General features: G+C 59.7%; 21 protein-coding genes. 2 read left to right on the plus strand and 19 right to left on the minus strand.

Features of this window, described 5'->3' with window-relative positions:
- Window positions 1–212 precede the first annotated feature (212 nt).
- A complete protein-coding gene (locus tag E0W60_RS33765) occupies window positions 213–593 on the plus strand; it encodes a hypothetical protein (RefSeq protein ID WP_135707196.1) in 381 nt (126 codons plus the stop codon).
- A 98-nt stretch (window positions 594–691) separates the two neighbouring features.
- A complete protein-coding gene (locus E0W60_RS33770; RefSeq protein ID WP_135707197.1) occupies window positions 692–1,396 on the plus strand; it encodes a hypothetical protein in 705 nt (234 codons plus the stop codon).
- A 494-nt stretch (window positions 1,397–1,890) separates the two neighbouring features.
- On the opposite strand, the gene E0W60_RS33775 is transcribed toward E0W60_RS33770, so the two are convergent.
- From E0W60_RS33775 to E0W60_RS33865, 19 genes are all read right to left on the minus strand, one after another.
- Entirely contained in the window at window positions 1,891–2,397 is a 507-nt protein-coding gene (locus tag E0W60_RS33775) for a hypothetical protein (RefSeq protein ID WP_135707198.1), read from the minus strand.
- A gap of 36 nt (window positions 2,398–2,433) precedes the next feature.
- Window positions 2,434–3,639 (minus strand): conjugal transfer protein TraW, encoded by a 1,206-nt coding sequence (gene traW, locus E0W60_RS33780; protein ID WP_135707199.1) that lies wholly within the window; start codon window positions 3,637–3,639, stop codon window positions 2,434–2,436.
- Entirely contained in the window at window positions 3,636–4,154 is a 519-nt protein-coding gene (locus tag E0W60_RS33785; protein ID WP_135707200.1) for a hypothetical protein, read from the minus strand. Before E0W60_RS33785 ends, traW begins: the two co-directional genes overlap by 4 nt.
- A complete protein-coding gene (locus E0W60_RS33790) occupies window positions 4,151–4,642 on the minus strand; it encodes a hypothetical protein (protein ID WP_135707201.1) in 492 nt (163 codons plus the stop codon). The genes E0W60_RS33785 and E0W60_RS33790 overlap by 4 nt, the downstream gene beginning before the upstream one ends.
- Window positions 4,643–4,656: 14 nt before the next feature.
- Window positions 4,657–5,067 carry a hypothetical protein gene (locus tag E0W60_RS33795; RefSeq protein ID WP_135707202.1) on the minus strand — a complete coding sequence of 137 codons (411 nt, stop codon included), beginning with the start codon at window positions 5,065–5,067 and terminating at the stop codon, window positions 4,657–4,659.
- Between the two features lie 432 nt (window positions 5,068–5,499).
- A complete protein-coding gene (locus E0W60_RS33800; protein WP_135707203.1) occupies window positions 5,500–5,694 on the minus strand; it encodes a hypothetical protein in 195 nt (64 codons plus the stop codon).
- A 7-nt stretch (window positions 5,695–5,701) separates the two neighbouring features.
- Window positions 5,702–12,322: an LPD1 domain-containing protein gene (locus E0W60_RS33805; RefSeq protein WP_135707204.1), complete on the minus strand. Its 6,621-nt coding sequence runs from the start codon at window positions 12,320–12,322 to the stop codon at window positions 5,702–5,704.
- 2 nt (window positions 12,323–12,324) lie between these two features.
- Window positions 12,325–12,552: a hypothetical protein gene (locus E0W60_RS33810; RefSeq protein WP_116298407.1), complete on the minus strand. Its 228-nt coding sequence runs from the start codon at window positions 12,550–12,552 to the stop codon at window positions 12,325–12,327.
- A gap of 12 nt (window positions 12,553–12,564) precedes the next feature.
- On the minus strand, window positions 12,565–12,993 hold the full coding sequence (locus E0W60_RS33815) for a hypothetical protein (RefSeq protein WP_135707205.1): 429 nt from the start codon (window positions 12,991–12,993) through the stop codon (window positions 12,565–12,567).
- Window position 12,994: 1 nt separating this feature from the next.
- A complete protein-coding gene (locus E0W60_RS33820) occupies window positions 12,995–13,633 on the minus strand; it encodes a DNA topoisomerase (RefSeq protein WP_116298405.1) in 639 nt (212 codons plus the stop codon).
- Complete coding sequence (locus tag E0W60_RS33825; protein WP_135707206.1) at window positions 13,630–14,148, minus strand: hypothetical protein; 519 nt, start codon at window positions 14,146–14,148, stop codon at window positions 13,630–13,632. The genes E0W60_RS33820 and E0W60_RS33825 overlap by 4 nt, the downstream gene beginning before the upstream one ends.
- A gap of 152 nt (window positions 14,149–14,300) precedes the next feature.
- Window positions 14,301–14,690 carry a hypothetical protein gene (locus E0W60_RS33830; RefSeq protein ID WP_135707207.1) on the minus strand — a complete coding sequence of 130 codons (390 nt, stop codon included), beginning with the start codon at window positions 14,688–14,690 and terminating at the stop codon, window positions 14,301–14,303.
- A 432-nt stretch (window positions 14,691–15,122) separates the two neighbouring features.
- A complete protein-coding gene (locus E0W60_RS33835) occupies window positions 15,123–15,401 on the minus strand; it encodes an HU family DNA-binding protein (RefSeq protein ID WP_116298402.1) in 279 nt (92 codons plus the stop codon).
- Between the two features lie 36 nt (window positions 15,402–15,437).
- Window positions 15,438–16,826, minus strand: coding sequence for a helicase HerA-like domain-containing protein (locus tag E0W60_RS33840; protein WP_135707208.1), 1,389 nt, complete (start codon window positions 16,824–16,826; stop codon window positions 15,438–15,440).
- A gap of 284 nt (window positions 16,827–17,110) precedes the next feature.
- On the minus strand, window positions 17,111–17,806 hold the full coding sequence (locus E0W60_RS33845) for a bactofilin family protein (protein WP_135707209.1): 696 nt from the start codon (window positions 17,804–17,806) through the stop codon (window positions 17,111–17,113).
- A 7-nt stretch (window positions 17,807–17,813) separates the two neighbouring features.
- Complete coding sequence (locus E0W60_RS33850) at window positions 17,814–18,203, minus strand: hypothetical protein (RefSeq protein WP_135707210.1); 390 nt, start codon at window positions 18,201–18,203, stop codon at window positions 17,814–17,816.
- A 453-nt stretch (window positions 18,204–18,656) separates the two neighbouring features.
- The gene (locus E0W60_RS33855) at window positions 18,657–19,262 is read right to left on the minus strand and encodes a hypothetical protein (protein WP_116298398.1); all 606 of its coding nucleotides are present in this window, start codon (window positions 19,260–19,262) and stop codon (window positions 18,657–18,659) included.
- A gap of 19 nt (window positions 19,263–19,281) precedes the next feature.
- On the minus strand, window positions 19,282–19,797 hold the full coding sequence (locus E0W60_RS33860) for a hypothetical protein (protein ID WP_135707211.1): 516 nt from the start codon (window positions 19,795–19,797) through the stop codon (window positions 19,282–19,284).
- Between the two features lie 3 nt (window positions 19,798–19,800).
- Window positions 19,801–20,922, minus strand: coding sequence for a hypothetical protein (locus tag E0W60_RS33865; protein WP_135707212.1), 1,122 nt, complete (start codon window positions 20,920–20,922; stop codon window positions 19,801–19,803).
- Between the last annotated feature and the right edge of the window lies 1 nt (window position 20,923).

Genomic DNA, 20,923 nt, shown 5'->3' on the forward strand with positions numbered 1-20,923 from the left:
CAGGAGAACACCAAGTATGAACACCGCGAAGCTTCTAACGCTCGCAATTGCCCTGGCCATGGGCGTCATCGGATGGTACGGCCTGACACACAAACGTTCAGCTAAAGAAGGTGTACCCTGCATCGCGTCCCAGGGCGTAAGCCAGACAGCCAACGGGTCGCTAGTTGTGTGCAGTCAAGACATGGGCTCGAAGCAAGCCCGCTGAAATGTCCATGGCTAATCCCACAGCACTACGTACACCATACAAGCCGGTTTGGCCACCACAGAATCGTGATTACTTCACCGTTAGGGTGATGAACTCTCATGCCTTGGAGAATGTGTCGAAGGTATTGTGGGCCGTGCATGAGAAAGACGACTTCTTTGTTGGCCCATCTGTACGCCTCACCAGCGCTGTAGGCCGTGTTCAATTGGACACACAAAAACTGGCCGAGCAGTTCTGCGAGCACGCGCGCAAAGTCCTCAGCAAGCGCCATGGCGACGCTATTCAGCTCGCCGTGGTGTCCGGCACTGCGCCCACGAAGATTTCTGATCGTTGGACACGCGAGCACTCGGAACGCGCGCGCGTAATGCTGAGCGCACTAGAATGCGGGTAGCGACGGTAGCCCAGCATCAGAACCTTCGTGCGCAACATTGGTGTGATGGGCTTCTAGCAACAGGCATCCGATAAGAAGGGACACAATTGGGAGTTAAGATGGATAAGGCATACTTCTCTCACTGGCGTAAGGACGCGCGGCCCTGTCGCGAGCAAAACCTATTCATTGGCCTTTGCAAACACGTCTATCTTCTCAAAGACGGAACGCTTAAGTACCAAAAGAAGCCCTTAGACCCGCGGGATGTTGGCAAGGATTTAATCACGCATTTCGTGTTGCTTGACGTCGATACCGGGATTGTGTACGGGGAGTGCCATACGGAAGAATCTCGCGATCTCGCTGGGTTCTTCGCGCGGGCCTGGTCTAGCAAGCCCGAACATCCCATGCGTGGCATCCCAACACTCTTGAACGTACCGAAAGTAGCGCTCAGCACCGAGGCTTATCGAGAGGATCTTGCGCGGCTCCAGCAAGTTCTGTCGATTGACATTGGCGATCTGCCTGGGGGGTTCTCCGCCGGAATTCATGCGGTGAAGGCGTTTGATAAGCGAGTAGAGGCGTTGGTGTGGCGTTGCAGTATGGACGATTGTGCTGCTGACATTCACATGGCGCAAGCTTTTTCAGCGCTGTTGTCCGCTGAAGCTTGCAGTGGCATGTCACACACCTGGCACGAGCAGTGGGCCGACGTTCCCTCTCCCACGGGCGAGTTTTTTGCTGCGGTTGACGATTTGTATGAGGCGCGTGGGGCGTGGCGTGAGGGGGCTTTCAAATTTGTGCTCGACGGGATCCCTAGACATCATGCGAAGTGAGCCGGCCCTGATAGGAAAAGCTAAGAGGCGACCGCAGATGTACCGCGAGGTCCTCTGAAACAAAAGAGGCGAACCCACGAGGTGTATGCCATTCTGTGCGGCCTGGTGCAGATCAACGCGGCCCGCCCGTCAATCGAGACGAGTCAGTGAGCCGCCGTGAAGGGGTTGACTACATCCTCATCCGGGGCCGAGCGCCGGTGCTCTCCTCGTTATCTTGCGGGCGCTCTACGGGCTCGCCGGCCTGTACTGGCGTACCACCATAGACACGGACACCGCGGCACGGGTCGAAATCCGGATCGTCTGGTCCCCGCCCACCGGCATCGACGCTGCAGGTAGCGTAGGTATACATTTCTGCGCAGTCGCGGCGCAGCTGGTCCAGCGATAGTGTGGGGTCGTCCATGACGGGGTCATACCCGACGGTCTCCACATACCAGGCTACGCATTGAGCCTGACTCATCGTGGTGAAGTCTGGATTGCTCATATCATCTGCTCCCTTACATTCTCATGGCTGGCGCGTTCTTGGCGGCATCCTTCCAGAACATGCCGAGCTTGCCGAGCTTCTCCTGCGCTGTGCGGCAAAACTCGCCGAAGTCGCCAGGTGAATGCGCCTCCAGGCGGTCCACTTCCGTCCGAAGAAGTCCGACCCCGTGCTCGAAATCGCCACGAATGCCCTTCATCACGCCGTTGATCGCGCTGGAGGTGTCGTGACTGATGACACCCGCCGCCTTGGCGGCATCCTGAGTCTCCTGCAGCGCTCTGAAACTCGCTACGAAGGCCTTGACTAGTGCCTTCACGGAAGCGGAAGCTGCACGCTCCCCGGATACCGAGTCATCCACCACTGCGGCGAATGCCTGCGTCGTTGCGGCTATTGACTCGACCGCGGTCTGGACGCGCCCGCGGCGAAATGCCGCGATGGCATCCGCTGGGCTGGGCACTACGCTGTTCGGCGCGCTGGCAATTTGGTTCTCGTTCATGTGTTCGGCAATCGTCATATTGCTCACGAGCATGTTCTGTGATCGCTCACTTCTTGCCGCTGCCTATCGGGCATTTGTGCTCTGCGCACGCAACAGCTGGGCCTCGATGGACGGTCGCATTTCCGTGCGCGTCTGGGCCGCGAGGAGTTGACCAAGAGCGACGCCAACCTTCTCCATCATCCGTAGATTCTGCAACTGCAGCTCGTTGGAGTAGGCCTGCATGAAGATCATTTCGCGTTGCAGCTTCTCCGGACTCGCTTCCGCTGCCATGGCAACCACCCAGTAGGGGTTTCGGAAGCGTCGACCCGACTCGAAGTCCATCATCTCGGCGAGGCTCATCGAGCCGTTCTTCGCCTGCTTGGATGCTGTCATGTCGAAATACTTGGCCGCGTGGTCAGCCTTCTTGATCTCCTGAATCAAGCGGTTGCTGCCCGGGAACGGCATACGCGAGGCGATCAAGTCGAACTGGATCTTCTCCGCGGCACTCATGTTCGCCTGGTACATCTTCTGCAGAGCGATATAGCTCTTGCCCTGCTCGGTAGCAGCCTCGGCCTTTGTGATGTTCTGGGGAGGATGCGGATCGAGCGATAGCCGCGCGTACGCGCGTGCCGCTTCCTCCTGCTCCGTTGAGAACGTCAGTTCGGGATCCTTGCCAGGCATGCCCGCTCCGGTCAGGATTGATTCGACGTTCGCGTCGCCGTCCGGCATGCTCGAACCACCGCAGCCCGCGTAGCCCAAACGCTGCTCAACCGCATTGCAATACTTTGCCGTGTGGATCGCATGTGACTGTCTGCGCGCCACTTCGGGCGACGGGAACGGATCGTTCAAGGCTTTGCCGAGAACGGGGCTGCTGACGGATGAACCACCGCCACCACCCCGCTTGTATCCCGACGACTTGCCGCCCGTTGCAACCGTCGCCTGGCTTGCATAGTTGCCGCTGGAGTTGGAGCACGGGTCAATTGGCAGCTCTGTCTCCCGCTCGACCCGCTCCTTCTCGGCTCGCCGCTGGGTTTCAATCTGGATCTCGCGCTGCTGATTCGCGGATTGCACGACAGCATCCGAGATCTTGGAGCCTACGTTTGCCACGTTGGTACTGAGGAGATTGATGGCGTTGGTAATCGTTCCGGACGTGGTAGTTATCGTTGTCGTGATCATCGTACTGGCTGCCTGGACCGCAGCAACAACGCACGAATCGCATACGGCATAGGCCGATGGTGACGCCGTGGCCGCAGCCACGGCGGTGAGGGCGAAGAGCTTCTTTCGTTTCACTGGAAGAACCTCCTGAGCGAATCCACGAAGCCGCCTGCACTACCAGATGATGCCGAACTGCTTTGGCCGGCGATCCCGCCACCATTGATGACTCCGGGGAGGGTGTTTCCGATGCCCCCCGGCAAGGAATTGGTCGCACCCTTGATCGCATCGTTCGCGGTATTGCGTGCTGCCTGGACCGCGGCATCGTAGTTCTGTTGCGCCTTCTTGGTCAGGCCCTCGCAGGCCTGCTGCTTCACGCGCCTGAAAGCCTCCTGCAAGATCGTGGTCGACGGCAACTGGGTTGGATAGCTGGGGAAGTTGTCCAGGCACATCCTCATGAGGTCGTTGGCCTTCTGCAGGACTTCGAAGCGTGTGTCGATATCGTTCATGCGACGATCCCGCTCTTCCTGGCGCTTCTGCTCCATGGCTGCGGAAATGTCGCAGCCCTGCTGCACTGCGTTTGCGTGCGGGCTCAGGCCCGCGGCTAGCAAAACCACCGTCACGCAGCGGGCGCGTAGGGTCATCCTTTTCATGCCTTCCCCAGACGCAGGGCGTTCCCTGACGAATGTGTGTCGGTTGGCTTGTCGGCCATGCCCTCCACCTTTGTCTCAAGCACAGCCACCTTCCGCTCAAGCTGCAACACAAACATGGCGTTGCGAAGGTTCGGCGCACCGGCCTCCGTTGCCACCCACGCAAAGGTCTTGAGAAGTTGCCTGTCAGCTGCGCTGTCGGTGGTCTCGTGCAGGTCATAGCAAGGATCAGCAAGCCAATCCTCAACGGCCTGCCTCTGGCGGTACACGGCGCCCTCGATGGCGTGCACGTTCATTTCCGCCTTGCCGCGACGTTCAACGGCCTCGATCAGGGCGTGGACGCTGAGTTGTGTATCCATCCCTACCGCACCAAAGCGCGTCGCCTGCGCATGCGCATCGGCGACCAGCGCCATCTCACTGGGAGCAAGCTCGACGCCAAACGCGTCGGCCACGCCCCTGACGCGAGCCAAACTCGGTTCATTGTGTGCCATTGCCTCTCCCGGTCCTAGATCACTGACGGCTGCCAAGTTGCCCGACGACGCTGTTCAGGAGGCAACCAGGCGTACTCAAACATGGGGTACAACTCGACGGTCTTCCCTCGCTCAGGAGAAAAGATCAGCTCAGAAGCCCGAGATAGCAGGAGGATCACGGGTTGCGCGTTCTCATCCTCTAACTCGACGCGCCGGCCCAAGAGACTTTGCTCCGACGCCGAATATCGGGCGCGGAGGGGCGCACCGAAGATGCGCGCGCTCAGCACGCTTGCGACGTCAACCACCATCGGCAGGAAGCCGCCATGGTGGAAAACCTCATCGTGGCCAAAGTCTTGTCCGTTCAGGACGAAGGAGCAGCCCAAAGCCCGCTCGTAATAGACGGCGAGCGCACGGGGATGCTCCACAGGAATCCGGAAAGCGTCCATATTATTCTGTACCGTTATAGTGATACGTATTTTACAGCCTAACGCGGGCGAACGCGTACTGCCACAGTGCAGTGGTCCTTTACCGTCCCGTCCCGGGCTTCCGATTCCCGCGGCCCCAACTCTTCCCGCCGAGCGAGTTGACGCAGCTTGTCCATCACGCCTTTGGGATCCGAGAGCAAAGCTCCCGCGACGGCTCGTGGGTCTACACCCAAGGCATCGCAGCAAAGGGAGAACGGTATCGTCGCTGCATCACCGGTTCTATCAGCAATCCAACGCTTCGCAGACTCGTGATTCAATCTGACTTCATGTGCGCCTCGCGCTTGGTCGTTGTATGCCGGCAATGGCCGTGCAAGATCGGCAGCTGCCAATTCCAGCATCTCAATGGCCAGATGCTTGAAGATCGATCCCCCGGCAAGTCGCTTCTCGTCCGCCTCAAGCACAGCTTGCGACATTGCTTCTCCCCTCCCGGAGTTTGCGCAGGATGCGGTCCCGCATCTCGGCTGCCGGGTCTCCGTCAGCTACTGGTGCAGGGGCCGTGGCCGACATATATCGGCCTTTGAAATAGTCCCACTCTTCGGGCGACAGACATTCCTGGGCCGCGCTCAGGAACCGGATCAGCATTGTCATCTCGCTCCTACGCGGCCTTTGGCCGCAGTGTTTGACTGGCCTGTGGCGCCATCTCGAACTTTGTACGTGCGACGTCGAGAAAGTCCTTCATTGCGGTGTTGATCGTCACTCGATCCCTGCCGGTGGGATACGCTGAATGTGGCCGCATGTCGTGCGCGGATTCCTCCGTGCCGTGAACAAGATAGTCCTCCCGCCAGCCGTTTTCCTCGATCTGGTCCTGAACGTAGCTTTCGAAGGCGCGAGCCGTCAGCTCTCGCATCTGGGACCAGTATGGCTGCGCCTTCTTCTTGTCGAAGTGCTGCGCACTGACGGCGTACTGCGTATACGTTCGATTCTGTGCATAGGAACACTCTCGGCGCAGTGCATCTTCGCTGCAAAGCGCGTAGGACTGAATGTAGCCACGGATATGCTTGCCTAGCACCATCAGACGGATGTCATGATCCGCTTTCGCCTTGCCGGTCAGACCCACTACCGGCAGCTCTCGCAAAGCCTCCTGCAGCGGATGCTTCGCCCAAACGCACTTTCGCGCGTCCGGATCGTTGGCTTCGAGCCGTAGCTGGTCGAGATACTTCCGGGAAGTCTGCTTAACGATCTCCATTGACGCACCCGGTTGCGCGGCCAGGAGGATATTTTCCAGCGAGGTAAGCAGCGCACGCTCTTCCTTCGCCAGGTCATTCTGCACGGCGCGAAGGACTTCCTCGTCAGACCACGCCCGGGTGCTGATCGAATCGACCAGCTTCAGTAGGGGCCGCATCTCTTCCATGTCCGCGGGCAGCTTGTTCCAGTTGGCGTAGATCGCTGTCTTGAAGTCACCCCGTCGCCTGCCACGCTGGACGGCGAGGAACAACTCAGAGGCGAAGTATGAGTTCGTGAGCGTTGGCGCCATGGCCGCACGCTTCTCAGACGCCTCCGCCTTCAGCTTCTCGCCCACATAATCATCAAATGCGTGCCACCATTCATGCGCCAGCGCCCCGGCCCCGCGTAGTCGTGTGAGGTTGATGACCTTCCGAGCGCACTCGTAGTGCGCAAGGGCCCGCCCGACGCCGCGCGATCCGAACGCCAGAGCCAGGGTGCCGTCAAGGCTTAGGGCCTGCTTTTCCACATCAAGCACGCGCGCCAGGGTACACAAGGCGTCGTAGGCGCGGTTCAGGACGTCTTGTCGTTCGGTATCCGGCAGCCAGTTTCCGAATTCGCATGCACGGAAGCCGAAATCATTCAAAAGGTCATCGGGCGCGATGTTGCGACCGCGGCGCTCATCCGGCAGTCCGTCACGGATTACCTTTGCGAGGTGTGGACGCGCCAGTGCTTGCTTGTCTGCATCCCCGCTCTCACGGTTTTCCATGGTCTGCTTGCGCTTTTCCGCGGTCTGCTGCCGTTGGGCCTCCAGAAAGTCGTAGAACCCTTCCGAATCCATATCTCGCGGACGCTGCCACTCGTCGCCGATCTTGAACTGCTTCGAGTGATACGGATAGGCGGCTGCCCTGTATCCGTCCTCAGCATCAAACAGGTAGCGGTTGACGAACCTAAAGCCACTGCGCGAAGCGGCATAGAGCATCTCGCCATACTCGGTCGGCATAGAGCGCGAGGTCCCATGGGGCCGCTCCTCTCGCACCAGAAGACCAGCACTAACCAGGCCATCCTCGAATGCGGAGAGATCGTCCTTCGTCTTGATCCTGACCGAAAGATCCTGGAGCTTTCGCGCCATGTCTACATAGATCTCGACATGGTCAAGTTGCTTGGGGGCGGCGGGAAACTCGCGGCGCATCGTCTGGACGAAGAGCGCGACTCTGGCATCGACGCCGCTCTCGCGATAGTCGGCTAGGGATCGTGACGGCCACACGTTGTCTTTCGTGACCAGCTCCAGCTTCTCCCGGTCGTTCATGTCGGCCAGATCTTCAACTCGCAAGGCGGAGCTGTAGAAGTCCTTGCGGGCTCCCCCGATCTTCTCCCCAGCATCTTCGATGCGTTCTCGCGCCGCGTCAGGATTCTTGGCCGAACGTCGGCGGCGGACCGGTTGCTCCTCGGTGAGCGCGTCGTCAGCGGCTTCCCGGTCCTGTGCTGCGACGGCAGCACTCTTCTCGCTCTCAATGGCGGCTTGCGCTTCCTTCCAAAGGCTTGCAAGCGGAAACTGATGACCCAATGGCGCATCGACCATCAGGTGCTTTGCCAGAACACCGGCCCCTGCGCCTGCCCATGCCTGGAACGAGTGCCCCTTGTAAATTCCAGGCATTACCGACTCTGGGACGGCGAGCCTTTCATGCCTCATGAGAAAGGCGACGTAAGCCACCGCCGCTGCCCGCGCTTCGTCTTCGCTCAGCCGGTGGCCACCGTCCTCCGCGTCCGCATCTGACTCGAAACCAGCGTAGGCGAGCAGCCGCTCAAACTCGCCGGCTTGCAGGCGCGTATCGGTCCGGATGAACTCAAACAGCCCAGCCGTTTCCAGAGTTCCCTGCTCGCGGAAGTGGTCGAGGTCGTTGCGGTAGATGTCATACTGGTCGGTCCCGCGGAAGCGGATCTCGACGCACCAGTCATCGCCGGACTGCACGACCTGGTAGTGATTGTCTAAGTCGACACCTCTGTACGCCGCCGCCAGCGTGTTGGCGAGTGCCTCGCTGGAGACAAGCGTGTCAGGCACGCTTGTCCAATGGCCGCACCGATAGCGCTCATTCTCCTCCAGGTCTGCGGTTCGCTCGCGCCAGAGCGCGGCCTTCGGCTCGCTAGCGAGCAGGACGCTCACCAAGCCGGCAAACGCCGCCGGGTGCTCGTCCCAGATCCTGACCAGCTCGGCGTAGTCCTCCACGCTCGCCTTGTCTGTCTGAAACAGCGACACAGCGGCTTCCAGAACCAGTTTGGCGCGCTGCTCCATCACTGCAGCGTCTGGCGTTTCGCCCGACACCTGCGACGCAGCAGATGCCTGCCATTCCGGATCGGTCGCGAGTTTGTACTTGATCGCGCCGAACATCTCAGCCCAGTGGGTGATGCGCTCGGCCTCGCTCCCGGCATCCCCAGCCAGTTGGGAGTCCGGTTGAGGCGCCGCCTCATGGGCCAGGGCCCGCGAGCGTTCTGCCTCTTGATTGGCCATCGCGATCTTGTGCTGCGCGAAAAGGTAGTTGCCCAGCTGTCGCACCCGGTCGGGAGACAAGCCGCTGACCGCGCTGTAGTGCTCCGGCTGACCAAGCCACGCGGCGGCTGCGGACTTGGCCAACTCTGGCTTCTCACGGGCATACTGCGACAAGAAGAAATCGGCATTGGCGACGGCGTCAGTGAGGCCCCGGAATCCGGAGTGCTCACTGCGGCGGATACTGGCGACTTCGAGAAGCACGTCGACACGCTGACGCTCGGCCTCGGCGTTACCTTGCAAGGCAGCCAGGAGAACGCCACGGGTCAGCTTCCCCTCTACAGAGCAAACGTGCTTTCCGCGGAACAGCACCTTCCTGAATCGACCGTCCGCTTCCACCGAAAAGCCGGCATCGGCGAACGAAGAGGCCGCCTGAGCTGCCTCCACAGCAGCATCGAGATCCTCCGTCGTAGTGCCCGCAGCATCACGCACGTCAGCTTCCCGCTCTTTGGCACGCTGCGCCTGTGCGAGGTCTGCTTGGATTGCCGCCTGGCTTAACACCTTCTCAATGCGCGCGGCCCGCCCGTCTGCAGGCGCATCCTTCGTGAGGATCTTGCTGCGCAGGATATTCGCATCAGCCGATACCTCGATGTCGGCATCCACGCCGGCCTCAACGATCTGCTGCAGCCGCGGCGCAAGGCGGCTGTCGGCCAACGCGCCCAGAATATGAACCGCTTTGGGCTTGCTCTCGCGCAGGAATGCGACGAACTCGTCTGGCGTAATCGCGGCAGCGTTCGACGGAATCCCGACGATGAAGCGGTCGCTCCCAAGAATTTCGACCACTCTCGCGTAGGCTTCGGAGAGCGACAGATCGCCACGCTGCAGCGGCACGACTGGCCGCGACACCTGGAACTCGGTCTCGACCTTGATCCAGTCCCGATACTGCTTCACCAGGTCGAGGGATGCAGCTTGATCGCCCACCACATCCGGCATCACCAACATGGGAGGCGTGATCTTTTCCTCCGAAGGGTTGGCTTCGGCAATGTACCGTTGCAGTTGCTCGTACTTCTTGAGCACCGCATCGAAATCCATCGGTCGCACATCCCCGCTCTTGAGGCCTCGCTTGAAGAGACCGAACGCACCGGAGTCAACGAAGACTTGCGCTCGCATGTTCACGATACGATCCGCAAGCTCGCGCATGGCGACGTCGGACAGCTCGCCAATGTCGACACCAACGCCATGCTCAGCGCGGGCTGCAGGATGGAAGTCCTTGGCGCGCGACATGCCGGACGCAAACCGGCTCACGCGCTCTTGCAATGCCGTGACGCGCCGGCTTACTCGCTCTTGCAATACCTTGGCGCGCCAATCCTGCTCGCTAGCCTCCTCCGCCTCTGCATCATCCTCTGTCGCGGGCGCCTCCATGGCGCGGCGGACAAAATCGCCCACTTGGCGCGTGGCCTCAGCTGAGTACGGGCCTTCCCACTCCTCGACCCATTCTTCCCACGCCAGCCTGCGTACTTGGATCGTAGTGCTATTGGCGTCCAGCTCGGCGTGGACTTCGTGTCCACTGCCGAGATCCACTGACCAGCTGCGCGGGTTCAGCCCATCCATTTCAAGGCCAAGGGAGCGCATGGCTATCGCAAATTGACGCAGCCGCGCCGCCTTTGTATCGTCATCCAGCTGGTCGTCTGTATCTGCCTCGCGCGACCACTGCGCCAAGACGCTCTCCGCGTCTGCTAGGTCATCGTGCTTGCTGTACTCGTAGTCGCCGTCCTTCAGGCGGGAGACCGTGAACACACTGGTGGTGCCCGGACCCGCGTGCGCGGACAGAGAGAGTCGATCACTGCGGCTGGGGTGTTCCCAGTCGCAGCCGACTTCCCCGGATGGCATCAGGCCGGCAGCCTTGGCGACCTGGTCGGCTGCTGCAATGCGTGCCTTCGCCCTCTCGGTAGGATCGCCGATAGCCTCGAACTCCGCCCGGGCCTGCGCTTTAAGGGCCTCGTCCGCCTGCCCCGGAGTATCGTAGGTTCCACTCGCATACTCGCCGCCGAAGAAGCGGACCACGGAGTATTTTGTCTTGCCGCTATGCAACGGGCTATAGACTCGTAGTTCGACGTAGGTGTCATCACTACGACTCCCCTTCTCCCACGAGGAGCCATCGCTGTACTCCGGCTTCTGCATGCCGTTCGCCTGGCCGATGGCCTTCGCGGTGGCCAGCCGCTCTTGGTAATGCGCATCGCGCGCTGCGTTTCGAACCTGATTCAGCTTTGTGCCGACACGGTGCAGGATTTCTGTGGTCGGATGATCCTCGCGCGTGCCGCGCGGCGGCTGGAGTTGCTCAATCAGCCGCTTCGCGGCAACAAGGACTGACTCCTTCGCTTCGGAGGTAATGACATCGACCTTGCTGGCTAGCGCTTGGACATGACTTTGCAACTGCTCGTGCCGCTTTGTAGAAGCGGCTCGTCGGTCGAGCGCTCGCCAACCCTTCACCCATTCCCCGAGCGTTGCCCATTGTAGGTTGGTCCCCGGTGTCTTGTTCTCGTGGGTCCGATCGCTCGCCTTTGCACGGAACGCCTCGTTCTCGGCGACTCGCGTGCGGAACTCGTCAGCAGTGACGGATTTGGTCCGCTCGCCCAGCTGATCGCGGTTCACCGTGACATACACGATGAACGGGTTGTCGGTGGGAACATCATGCTTGACCCGCCACGCGTTCTCGCCATTCTCGTCAACCAGGACGTCACCCTTACTGGCGACGAGTTCGCGCCCGGAACGCTGTCTGGCTTCTGCTTCGGCCTGGACCTGTGCTTCCGCTTCTCTGGCGGCTACGGTCAACGCCAAGACCTGGTCAAGCTCATCGTTGATCAGGCTTCGCTGGTAGTTCAGCGACCCCCTCAGCGCGAAGAGCGCCTTGCCTTGGAAGGCGATAAGGATGTCGTAGTCCGAGATGGCGTCGAGACCCCGGGTCTGCAACTCATCGTAGCGGTCGGCCAGAGCTTGCAGTGTCTGGCGCTTCTGGCCGAGGAGCTGCTGCAGGGCCTCCCCTCTTGCCGCCGCATCTTCCGGCAGCGTAAGTCCGGCCAGCGCTCTCTCGAGTACCTCGTCGGTGTGGCTTCGCGTCTGGGCGAGCAGAGCCCCGCTACTTGGGAAATCCGCAAGCACGCCGGCAATTTGTTCTGGCGTTGCCTCGTCGCGGGCGCGGCGTGCCTGCTCGTCACGACTGGGATGGTTTCCTGCGTCCGCGGCCTTCGCTATCAGGTCGTCCAGCTGGAAGTCGGCGTTTGCAAGGTCCAGATCCTCGTAACCCACGAGGAAGGTTGTGGTGTCAAACTCGCGAACGTCGCGAGCGGGGTCGAAACCCGGAAACCACTTTCGCAGGTCGCTCGTCTTGAACGAGGGGACGCTTCCGAGCCACACATTGTCCTGCAGCTTTGTGAAGCCGAACTGCGAAAGATCGCTCCGGATGTAGTTGCGCACTGCCAGGCGATATCCGCCGTCCGGTGGGCATCCGGTTGCAATGAGCATTTCTGCGCCATCGTAGCGCGAAAGATCGACCCAGCGACGCACGGCCATGACTACCCCCTCATGCCGAGAGGCCGCACGCGCTGAACGGCCTTGCTAGCCTCAACGCTCTTGAGAACTGGCTCGAGCTTCGCGGAGATCGAATCGAAATAGTCCGCTGCCTTCTGCAGGTTATCCCGGCTTGGCGTGATACCGAGTGCGCCGTAGCGGCTCAACCGCACCAGATTCCGTCCCGCTTGCTGCAGCTTGCGGGTGAGTTCGACGTTTTCGTCCAGGGACATGATGTTTGCTTCTTAGGTATTGTGAACTTCGTGCAACTCTTCTTCTAACGCGGGGTCTACGATGAAGGTTTCGTCCTCCGGGTCAAACAAGGAGGAGTCGTCTTCGATGCGCAGTGCACTCGCGCTCCGGATGCATGTCCGAAGCAGCCGAATGACGCTGTCTTCGGTGTATGGCTGCCCTGTCAGAGAATGCGTGCGTGATCCCGCATCAAGGCCAAATCTCGGGTAGATGGTCCCGTGGACGCCGAGATAGCAGGAGAACTCGATGACGTCACCGCTAAGGCGCAACGTCGCGACTTCGCTGTCGCTGTGAGAACCGACCAGGTCGACAGAGCCCATTGCTTGGTTGGCGAGAAGCAGCAGCGACGACGCTCGCTCTCCCGCCAGATCCGCGATCATGGAAAGGTACTTTGTCTTCGCAATCGTCGCGATGGCGTTCATGTCAGTCGATCCATGTAGTGTGTTTGCATGCCGGGTAAGCGGAGCAACTCACCAGCTTCTTCCCAGAGGCCAGGCGTCGGCCTGTCATCGTTCCCTTGCCGCACTTCGGACAAGCAACACCATGCCCTGGCAAGGATTGATCGATCTCAGAGCGGGGCTTTGTATCCGCGTCTTGTTGTGCGCCCATCTTTGAGAGATCGAACTTGACCCCCTTCATGCCATCGACCAGTGCGCGACACATTTTGCGGATCATGTCGTCAAAGCTCGCGGCGGGCATCTTGCCTTCTGCAATGAGCCCCAGCGCCATCTCCCATTTCGCGGTGGTGACGGGGTCCCTGAGTTCCGGTGGCAGCTTCTCGATCAACTCGATGCCTGCGTCAGTCGGATGCAATTCGCCCTTCACGGCCTTGAGGTAGCCGCGTGCCTTCAATGTTTCGATGATCGCGTCACGGGTCCGCTCGGTACCGATCCCCCTGGTGTCCCGCAGAATGCGGCGATCCGCCTCGTTAGTAACGAAGCGGTGAATGTTGGTCATCGCCGAGATCAACGTGCCATCGTTGTATCGCCGCGGAGGCGTCGTCTCGGCTGCGCGCAGACGGGCGCGGCCTCCTGAAAGCCGCTGCCCTACCGTGTATGTCATGAGTGGCCGGGGTTAGCGGAGTCGTCAAAACGCTGAGATTGATCCGTGGCCGAATCGCGCTTGGGGCGGGCGATACGCGCTTGCCGAAAGCCCAACTGCTTGTGCAGGTCCGGATCGCACTCGTCAGTCACGTACACGGCCACCGGCTCGGCGTCCTCAATTCGCTGCTCGTCTTCGTTGAGCGGGTTGAAGAGGATGGTGTCGAAGTACACGTCGCCACCGTCTCCGCGTTGGTTGACCACGCTCCCCAGCGCAACCGTGCGGCGCCCCATCTCGCCCGACGCCTGGTCCGTATAGCTGGCGGTCAGCGAGATGACCACTCCCTCGCCGTCGCGACGGGCATTGATGAAGCCAAATACATGCTGGCGTCCCTGCCCGAGCAGGTCGATATACCCCGAGAAGGCAGCCCGGCTATTCGGGTTGGTGTTCTTGTAGAACGCCGCCTTCTCGAACCACTTCTCCCCGATTTTGCGGACACAGCGCAGGATGGGCTGCGGGCCTTGGTCGTACGACATAGCGATTCCCCGAAGTCGATTTGGAAGGGCATCGCTCGCGGCACGCGGCTATCCCTTGCGTATCATGCACACGATACAGAATGTAATCAAAATATAGCCGTTTGCCTGTTGACTGTCTAGGGATCAGCCTGCTGAGAACATCTCCAGGCGGTTTATTGCATCTTTTGGACGACAGGTCGGGGGTGTTGACGGCCTTGGAGCCGGCGGATCAAGATGCGTCCTGCAACCACCAGAAGGCACGCTGCGAGACCAGAAACCATCGCCATGCGGTCCCTTACTGTCTCGGAGAACGTCCCCGGGGCTGGTGCCGGCTTGGCCTGGGCAAGTGCCTGAGCGCGCATCGCGCGCAGGCGCCCCTTCGTCGGATCCGGCTCACGCATGAGACCTTCGCGTAAGGCGGTGGCAGCGGATGGGTAGCCCCCCACGCTGGCGACAACCCATAGGATCTCCTCCTCGCTGGCCGGCAGATTGTCGCGGACCGACATCGTCAGTGTCAGCGCGACGAGTGCGCATAAGGCGATGCCTTTGACATTCTTCTTCAACTAAGGCTCTCCAAAGGAGTGCACTCGGCTTCCACCGCTGCGGGGCACACGAGGAGCAAGCCGCCACCTCGCGATGGCTTCATGGCTACAAAGACGACGAAGGCGGGACAGCGCAGCGCGCGAACGCAGCTCCGCGCAGTGATCTGCCCTTTGAACATGGCTTGAACGACGTTCCAGGTACGCCGAGCCCTAAACCAAAGAGATCTCTCGCGCCATAGCGCGCGCTTCTCCTCTTCCGAATCACATTCGCCAACGAGTTGGTGATCAATTTCATTGATCAGCATCTTGTTCCTTTCGCGGTTACTGGCGCTCCCTAGGCAATGGATCTCCCTCATGGTCTCGCCGAGTGGTGGAGCATTCTGTACCCAACCCCTGACGCCTGATTCTTGCCGCTGCTTCGCTTCCGCAGGGATCAGGCGTCCACCCGCGTGGTTATTTGTTGACGGCATCCTTGAACTTCTGGCCCGCCTTGAACTTCACGGTCTTGGCCGCGCTAACCTTAATTTCCTCGCCAGTCTGAGGGTTGCGCGCCATACGTTCGGCGCGGTCGCCCTTGCTGAAGCTGCCGAATCCGATCAAGTTCAAGGTGTCACCCTTGGCCACGGCGTCCATGATGCTGTTGAGGGTAACGTTCAGTGCCTGTTCCGCTTTGGCTTTCGTCATACCGTCCACACCAGCAGCGATGGCGTCGATCAATTCGGTTTTCGTCATGTATTGCTCCTTCTAAAGTTGATAAGAATTTCAGCTCTACGCTTCTTCCAACGCCTTGAGTTGAACCTGCATGAACTTCGATGCCGTGGAGCCCACGGAGTCCCTGTACACCGCCATCGTTTTCCATGGCTTGATGAACTTCAACACGCTCTCTTCGATGTTGAGCTTTTTGCAGGACGCGCTCCAGTAGTAGCTATCGATGCCTAACAGGATCTTGGTGCCCACTGTTGTGATAACCGCCTCCGGGAAATGGGACGGTGCTTGCGAAACAACCCATAGCGCCATTCCAAATTTGCGAAGTTCAAGACAAATTTTATTGTAGATGCTGTCGGGGTCGTCATCGAAGAGGTTGTGGGCCTCGTCCGCGCCGAGTATCTCCCGCACTTGGGGAACCGGGCCCAGCAGTTTCCGACGACGGGCGATGTACTGCGCTCGGACCATGCAAAAGAGCGTCTTTTCTTCTTCCGACAAACTCGTCAGGTCATACGACCAAACCTTGGCGTCGGGATTGAATGGCGGAGGATTCGCATTGAAGATGCCGCGCGCCTCGAAGTTCTTCAGCCGGTCGATCACACCTTTAAGCGTTTCCTTGCTGTCGTACTTGATAAGGTTGTCGAATTCCAGTCCGTTCTCGATGGATGCGATGTACTCGTCTACCTTGTCGCGGAACATTGCGACCGCCGCGTCGAAGTCCTTCTGCGCCTTCTCTTTTTCCTCCGAGGAAAAGGCCTTCTCCTGCTTCACCTGGGCCCGGTACTTGCGGGCCGCAGCACTGTTCATGGCCTCCAGCGCGCCCACGGCACGGAAGCCGGATTCGCTACCGTTCAAGCCGCCGTACATGGCCTTCAGGCGACGCTCCGCAAAGCCAATGGCATCACGCAGCGTCGGGTAGTAGAGGTTCAATTCGCCCCACCGGCGCTGCTCCCAGATCTCGTCACGCAGCGCTTCGGTCATCTCCTTGCGCACCCAGGTGTCAGGCTGACGTTCATGGATTCCATAAAAGGCGTACAGATCCGTCAGAAGGTTTCGTAGCGTGGCCTCCTGTCGATCCATCAGCTTGCGAGACGTCTGGTTGATGGTGGAGATCAAGAAATTGATCTGGCGGTTTACGCCGCCCGTTCTGGGGTCCGTATCAAGGACTAGCGGGTTGTATCCGTATCTGGTCTCCCCGTCGAACCTGACACGAGACTCTCCTTCGATGATCAGGTCGCCGTGCACGTCGAGGTTGTGGTACCGCTCGAACTCTTCCCCTGCAGTTGCGACCGCCTCAGCAATCATTTGCTTCAACCGAGTGCTCTTGCCAGTGCCAGACTTTCCACACACGAGTACGTGAGGGTTGATGATGCTCGCCGGGTCCCAATAGACGGGCACGTCTTGGGACTGGTGCTTTCGCTTGTAGTCGTCGTAGCCGAGGAAAACTCGCATGATATTGATGCCGAAGGCGGTGCTGGGTCGCGTGGCTTGTTAGCGGCGCAGCGCGTTCCCGGGAAATTTGATGTGAACCAGATAGCGAGGGCCGACAGTCACCAGCATGCCTAAGGCAGCGACAAGGCACGCGACGGATTTCTGCGCACCGTCAATCCCCATTACGGGAGCAAGGCGGTCAGCGAGATCCTCCGCCGCAATACATAGCCAGACTGGATGACTCGCCCAGATTGCGAACGACGCAGCAAGCCAGAGGCAAGCAATGACAACGATCCCACGAATCTTCATGCCGTCCGCACTGCCGCTGTGGGGCGCAGCTCGCTCACGTTGGTGGTCTCGCCGCCTTCGTCCCGATGCATTTCAACCCGCGCATTCGCACCGAGATCGATGCCCAGTTCCTTGACGGGGTCTGGGTTGGCAGAATGCTCGGCGACGACATTCGGAATCACCATGGTCAGTTTCCCGTCGAGTCGTGCGCCTTCTGCCATTGCCAGCGTGCTGTACCGAATGTCGCCTCGCACGGCTGCTGCCTCGGTGAGAATCACGCGCTCGGCTTCGATGTCACCTTCTACCTGGCAACTGACGATGACCGCCTTCCCCCGGATGTTCCCATGCACGCTTGATGTGTGAGTCAGGATGACCTGGTGATCACCAGTGACAGTAATGTTGCCGCGGACAGGGCCTTGAAAGACGACGTTCTCGCCAATCTCGATTTCACCGACAACGGTCATTGAGGCGGGTATCAGCGTGTGGACTACCTCTGTTCCATCCACGCCTGGAATCTTCACCTTGGTCGGGATCGCCGGAACGAGCGCCTTGCCCGCTTCCGGCTGAGCGGCATGCGGCGACGCAGCGAGCGGCGTGCGCCCTTGCTGGCGCTCTGCATCCTGGATCGATTTCATCGGCAGTTCCGCGGGCTTCTTGCGTACGATGCCCGCAGATAGGAGGATGCGCGTGAGGATGGGAGGATTGCTTTGCATACTGGCCTCAGTTCGGCACGTTGACAATGCGCTTGTCCGTTACGACCGTGCGCGATTGAGGATCAACAGCGACGAGCAGTTCGCCACTGGGAAGGCGGTGGCCGACTGGGTGCCGCGCGCCGGCTATCACGACAGATTCTTTGTCGAATGCGCTGATTCCGCTCTTCTCGGCGGTCATGAACTCAACGGGTAGAGCACTCACATCAACTTTCGCGGCCTTGGCTGTGGCCACCGTCTTTCGTGCCGCCTGCGTGGATACGGTGATCTCTTCCTTGCCCTTCTGGGTTGTCGCCTTCGACAGGGACGCCAGAAGCGTTTCCAGATCGGCCAGGGTTCGTTCTGCCTCGGCCAGCCGCACATTCTGCGCTTCTGCCGTCGCACGCAATGCTGCAAGCATGACGGTTGACGTGGCCTCTCGCTGAGCTTCACGAGGAGACTCCCTCGCATCGGGGTGTACCACCGGACCCGCCGCCTCCCACTTTTCTGGGCTTACTAGGGGTTGAGGTGTCCGAGTTTGCGCCTCTCGCAAGTCGGGACTTGCAGCCCAAGGCCAGCGCACTACCTGCGAATCGATGGACAGGTATCCCGCTATGCCAACACACAGGAGGATCACCAGAAGTACCCTTCCTGAAGCGGTCATCTCATACCCAGCTGTCTTGACTGCAGACTCTGTTGCCTGCGTCTTCAAATTGCCCTCGATCTCCATCTCGCCCCCTTCTGCATCTGCGTATCTTATATACGATACGGAAAACGAATGATGGCAATTATTTGCATACGAGTCAAGAAATGCAGGCCTGAGCGTTGTCGGGCAGCGTCGCAATGGGTCACGAGCTGCCCGCGCTTCGAATCCTTACAGCACCACTTCGATATCAGGATGCAGGCGTGCACTGGCGGCAACTATGTGCTTGTAATCGCTGGGAAACGAGGTTGCTGTAAGCGGCAGGGTGTGGAAACTAGTCATGGCTGGGTGCGTTACCACATGGACATGGGTAAAGCCTGGTAAGCGCAGGAGCCGTGGGATGAAGTCTGGCCGGCGAGCTATCAACTCCGCCTCTTTCAGAGAGCCGTAGTCCACGCCGCGACGGCCTTCTTCGGAGAGCCAGTCTAGCCAATGCTCTCGAATGCCTTGCATTAACTCCTTGCTGCTCCGTATAAGGTTCAGAAGGTCCACATTAGGCAGATCTTCGGGCTTCAGCACCTTCGGATACAGCGGCTTTTCGACCTCCACCGAGAGATCCACTACGATCATCTCCAGCTTCTTTTCATCGGCATACTTGCGCGCATGCATCATGCCGACAAGACCGGACTGCCCCGACAGTCCGGAAATAAAGCCTGGTATCCGGTTGACCAATGGCATCGAAAAGTCGCGGATTCGAATCTTGTCCGGAATCGCGGCCTTCTTGAAAAACAGCACAACGGCCACGTCGATGCCCGGTGCCCCTTTTGTCTTTGTCATTCAGCTCTCTCTCCCCGAGTTAGCCTTTTCGCCAGGTGGCCCGTTCAAACAGGTCTGAAATTCCTAGGCGTTCGGCAATCTTGATTGCGTGTGTCCGCAGCAAAGTCCTCTTCTTTGCTCCAACGAGGTGAATTCGGCTATAAGCCTCAATAAGTCGCTCGACTGGCTTGCTGTAGTTCCCCTCTCCAGCAAGCCAACGGTACACAGCTGCAGGCTCGCGCCCCACGAGCACTGCGAATTCCTTCTTGTCTGACGGATTTTCAGGATCGAAGCCCAGTTCGATCATGAATTGCTCAATGTCGAGTTGCCGGACACTCGGCATTGATTCCGGATGAGACTCGTATATTTCCAGAAGCTGACAGACCGCCTTGTCTTCGATTGGCTCTTGCGGCCTTGATCGCATCTCGGCAAATTTAGCGCGTTGCAAGCCCAGCTGCTCACATGCCGCGCTCACGGTCAGGCCATTCTTCAAGCGCCACTTCTCGACCTCAAGATTCTTGATTGGTTCGGCCAAGGTTCGGTCTGTCTTTTTCATAATTTAGGTTGTTGGTCGGCTCCCCTTTCCAAATCCGGAAAGGTCATCCGCCTGCATTTCCATCTCAAACAGGTCGTCGTTGCCCACCAGGGCTGCGTGTTGGGCGGCAACGCGCTCGATTCCTGCTTTTTCAGCCGGGGGCAAATGCCCAGCGGCTTCGAGTTTGCTCAATACATCCTGCACCGCCGCTGGCGGCTCCGAGACAGGGCGCAGCTGTCGAAACGGCTTCAATTCCACTACGTTTTCCGGCAGTTCCTTCGTGGCCTGATGCTTCAGGGCAAGCGCGTTCCTGAGCGCATCCTGCCCCACCCCGTACTTGTCAAGCAGGCCTGCCAACTCAGCTTCGCTGTAGCCGGCTTCTAGTGCGGTCGCGCAGATCTGCTCTCGCGCCCGACGCTGCGCTGCCAACGCAGAATCGAGCCGGTCCAGCTCAACAACGTAGGGCGTCATCTCGCCCTGCGGGTCGAATTCGCGAGCTAGCGTTCCGCCGCCGCGGCGAATGTCGCTGGCAAACACCGCTAGTGCATCCTCTGCGCTGACGTCCAGTCGGGCAGCAGCCGGCGAAATGTGGACCAGGATTCGCGATTCCAGATCAGAGACCACGCCATTCATTTGTCGATCCAGGTCGCAATTTGACTGGAGCAGTACCCGCAGAGCAATCTTCGGATCCGCGAGTTCCGGCGTGCTAAGCGCGGCCCGCAGGGAAGCAGACAAATTTTGTCCAGTAGCCGACTCCACCAGGCCGGACACCATGGTCTGGACCCGGTCAAGGATTTCCTGTGGCCCCTTGACTTGGAAGCCCTCGGGGGATTCCGTTGCCATCAAGGGAGGACCGTCATCGTAGCCACCGCCCTTGATCGGATCGGCCTGACCCTCGGCACTGGGACCGCTCGCGGCTTCCGGCCTGCCAGTAAAGAAACTCACGATTCGGCGCAGCAAGGCGCGAATGGCTTCGATCAAGTGACGCAGCGTGATGCCTTCGGCCTCCTGACCTTGCACGGGAGATTTCTTCACCCGGCTTGCCAGCGCGGCTTTGTCCAGCCAAAGCTCGCCGTTACCGGCTGTGGCCACCTCCTTCTCTGCGGGACTTCCAAAGTAACTTTCCGACATTACGCCCGGGGTCATA

The organism is Cupriavidus oxalaticus (assembly GCF_004768545.1).
In the GTDB taxonomy this organism is placed as follows: domain Bacteria; phylum Pseudomonadota; class Gammaproteobacteria; order Burkholderiales; family Burkholderiaceae; genus Cupriavidus; species Cupriavidus oxalaticus_A.

Coding starts and splice junctions, on each gene's coding strand:
- E0W60_RS33815 (WP_135707205.1), bottom strand. CDS start 12,993: ATGAACGCCATCGCGACGATTGCGAAGACAAAGTACCTTTCCATGATC.
- E0W60_RS33820 (WP_116298405.1), bottom strand. CDS start 13,633: ATGACATACACGGTAGGGCAGCGGCTTTCAGGAGGCCGCGCCCGTCTG.
- E0W60_RS33810 (WP_116298407.1), bottom strand. CDS start 12,552: ATGTCCCTGGACGAAAACGTCGAACTCACCCGCAAGCTGCAGCAAGCG.
- E0W60_RS33795 (WP_135707202.1), bottom strand. CDS start 5,067: ATGGACGCTTTCCGGATTCCTGTGGAGCATCCCCGTGCGCTCGCCGTC.
- E0W60_RS33790 (WP_135707201.1), bottom strand. CDS start 4,642: ATGGCACACAATGAACCGAGTTTGGCTCGCGTCAGGGGCGTGGCCGAC.
- E0W60_RS33805 (WP_135707204.1), bottom strand. CDS start 12,322: ATGGCCGTGCGTCGCTGGGTCGATCTTTCGCGCTACGATGGCGCAGAA.
- E0W60_RS33835 (WP_116298402.1), bottom strand. CDS start 15,401: ATGACGAAAACCGAATTGATCGACGCCATCGCTGCTGGTGTGGACGGT.
- E0W60_RS33765 (WP_135707196.1), top strand. CDS start 213: ATGGCTAATCCCACAGCACTACGTACACCATACAAGCCGGTTTGGCCA.
- E0W60_RS33825 (WP_135707206.1), bottom strand. CDS start 14,148: ATGTCGTACGACCAAGGCCCGCAGCCCATCCTGCGCTGTGTCCGCAAA.
- E0W60_RS33860 (WP_135707211.1), bottom strand. CDS start 19,797: ATGAAAAAGACAGACCGAACCTTGGCCGAACCAATCAAGAATCTTGAG.
- E0W60_RS33865 (WP_135707212.1), bottom strand. CDS start 20,922: ATGACCCCGGGCGTAATGTCGGAAAGTTACTTTGGAAGTCCCGCAGAG.
- E0W60_RS33855 (WP_116298398.1), bottom strand. CDS start 19,262: ATGACAAAGACAAAAGGGGCACCGGGCATCGACGTGGCCGTTGTGCTG.
- E0W60_RS33785 (WP_135707200.1), bottom strand. CDS start 4,154: ATGAAAAGGATGACCCTACGCGCCCGCTGCGTGACGGTGGTTTTGCTA.
- E0W60_RS33770 (WP_135707197.1), top strand. CDS start 692: ATGGATAAGGCATACTTCTCTCACTGGCGTAAGGACGCGCGGCCCTGT.
- E0W60_RS33845 (WP_135707209.1), bottom strand. CDS start 17,806: ATGCAAAGCAATCCTCCCATCCTCACGCGCATCCTCCTATCTGCGGGC.
- E0W60_RS33840 (WP_135707208.1), bottom strand. CDS start 16,826: ATGCGAGTTTTCCTCGGCTACGACGACTACAAGCGAAAGCACCAGTCC.
- E0W60_RS33800 (WP_135707203.1), bottom strand. CDS start 5,694: ATGACAATGCTGATCCGGTTCCTGAGCGCGGCCCAGGAATGTCTGTCG.
- E0W60_RS33850 (WP_135707210.1), bottom strand. CDS start 18,203: ATGCTTGCAGCATTGCGTGCGACGGCAGAAGCGCAGAATGTGCGGCTG.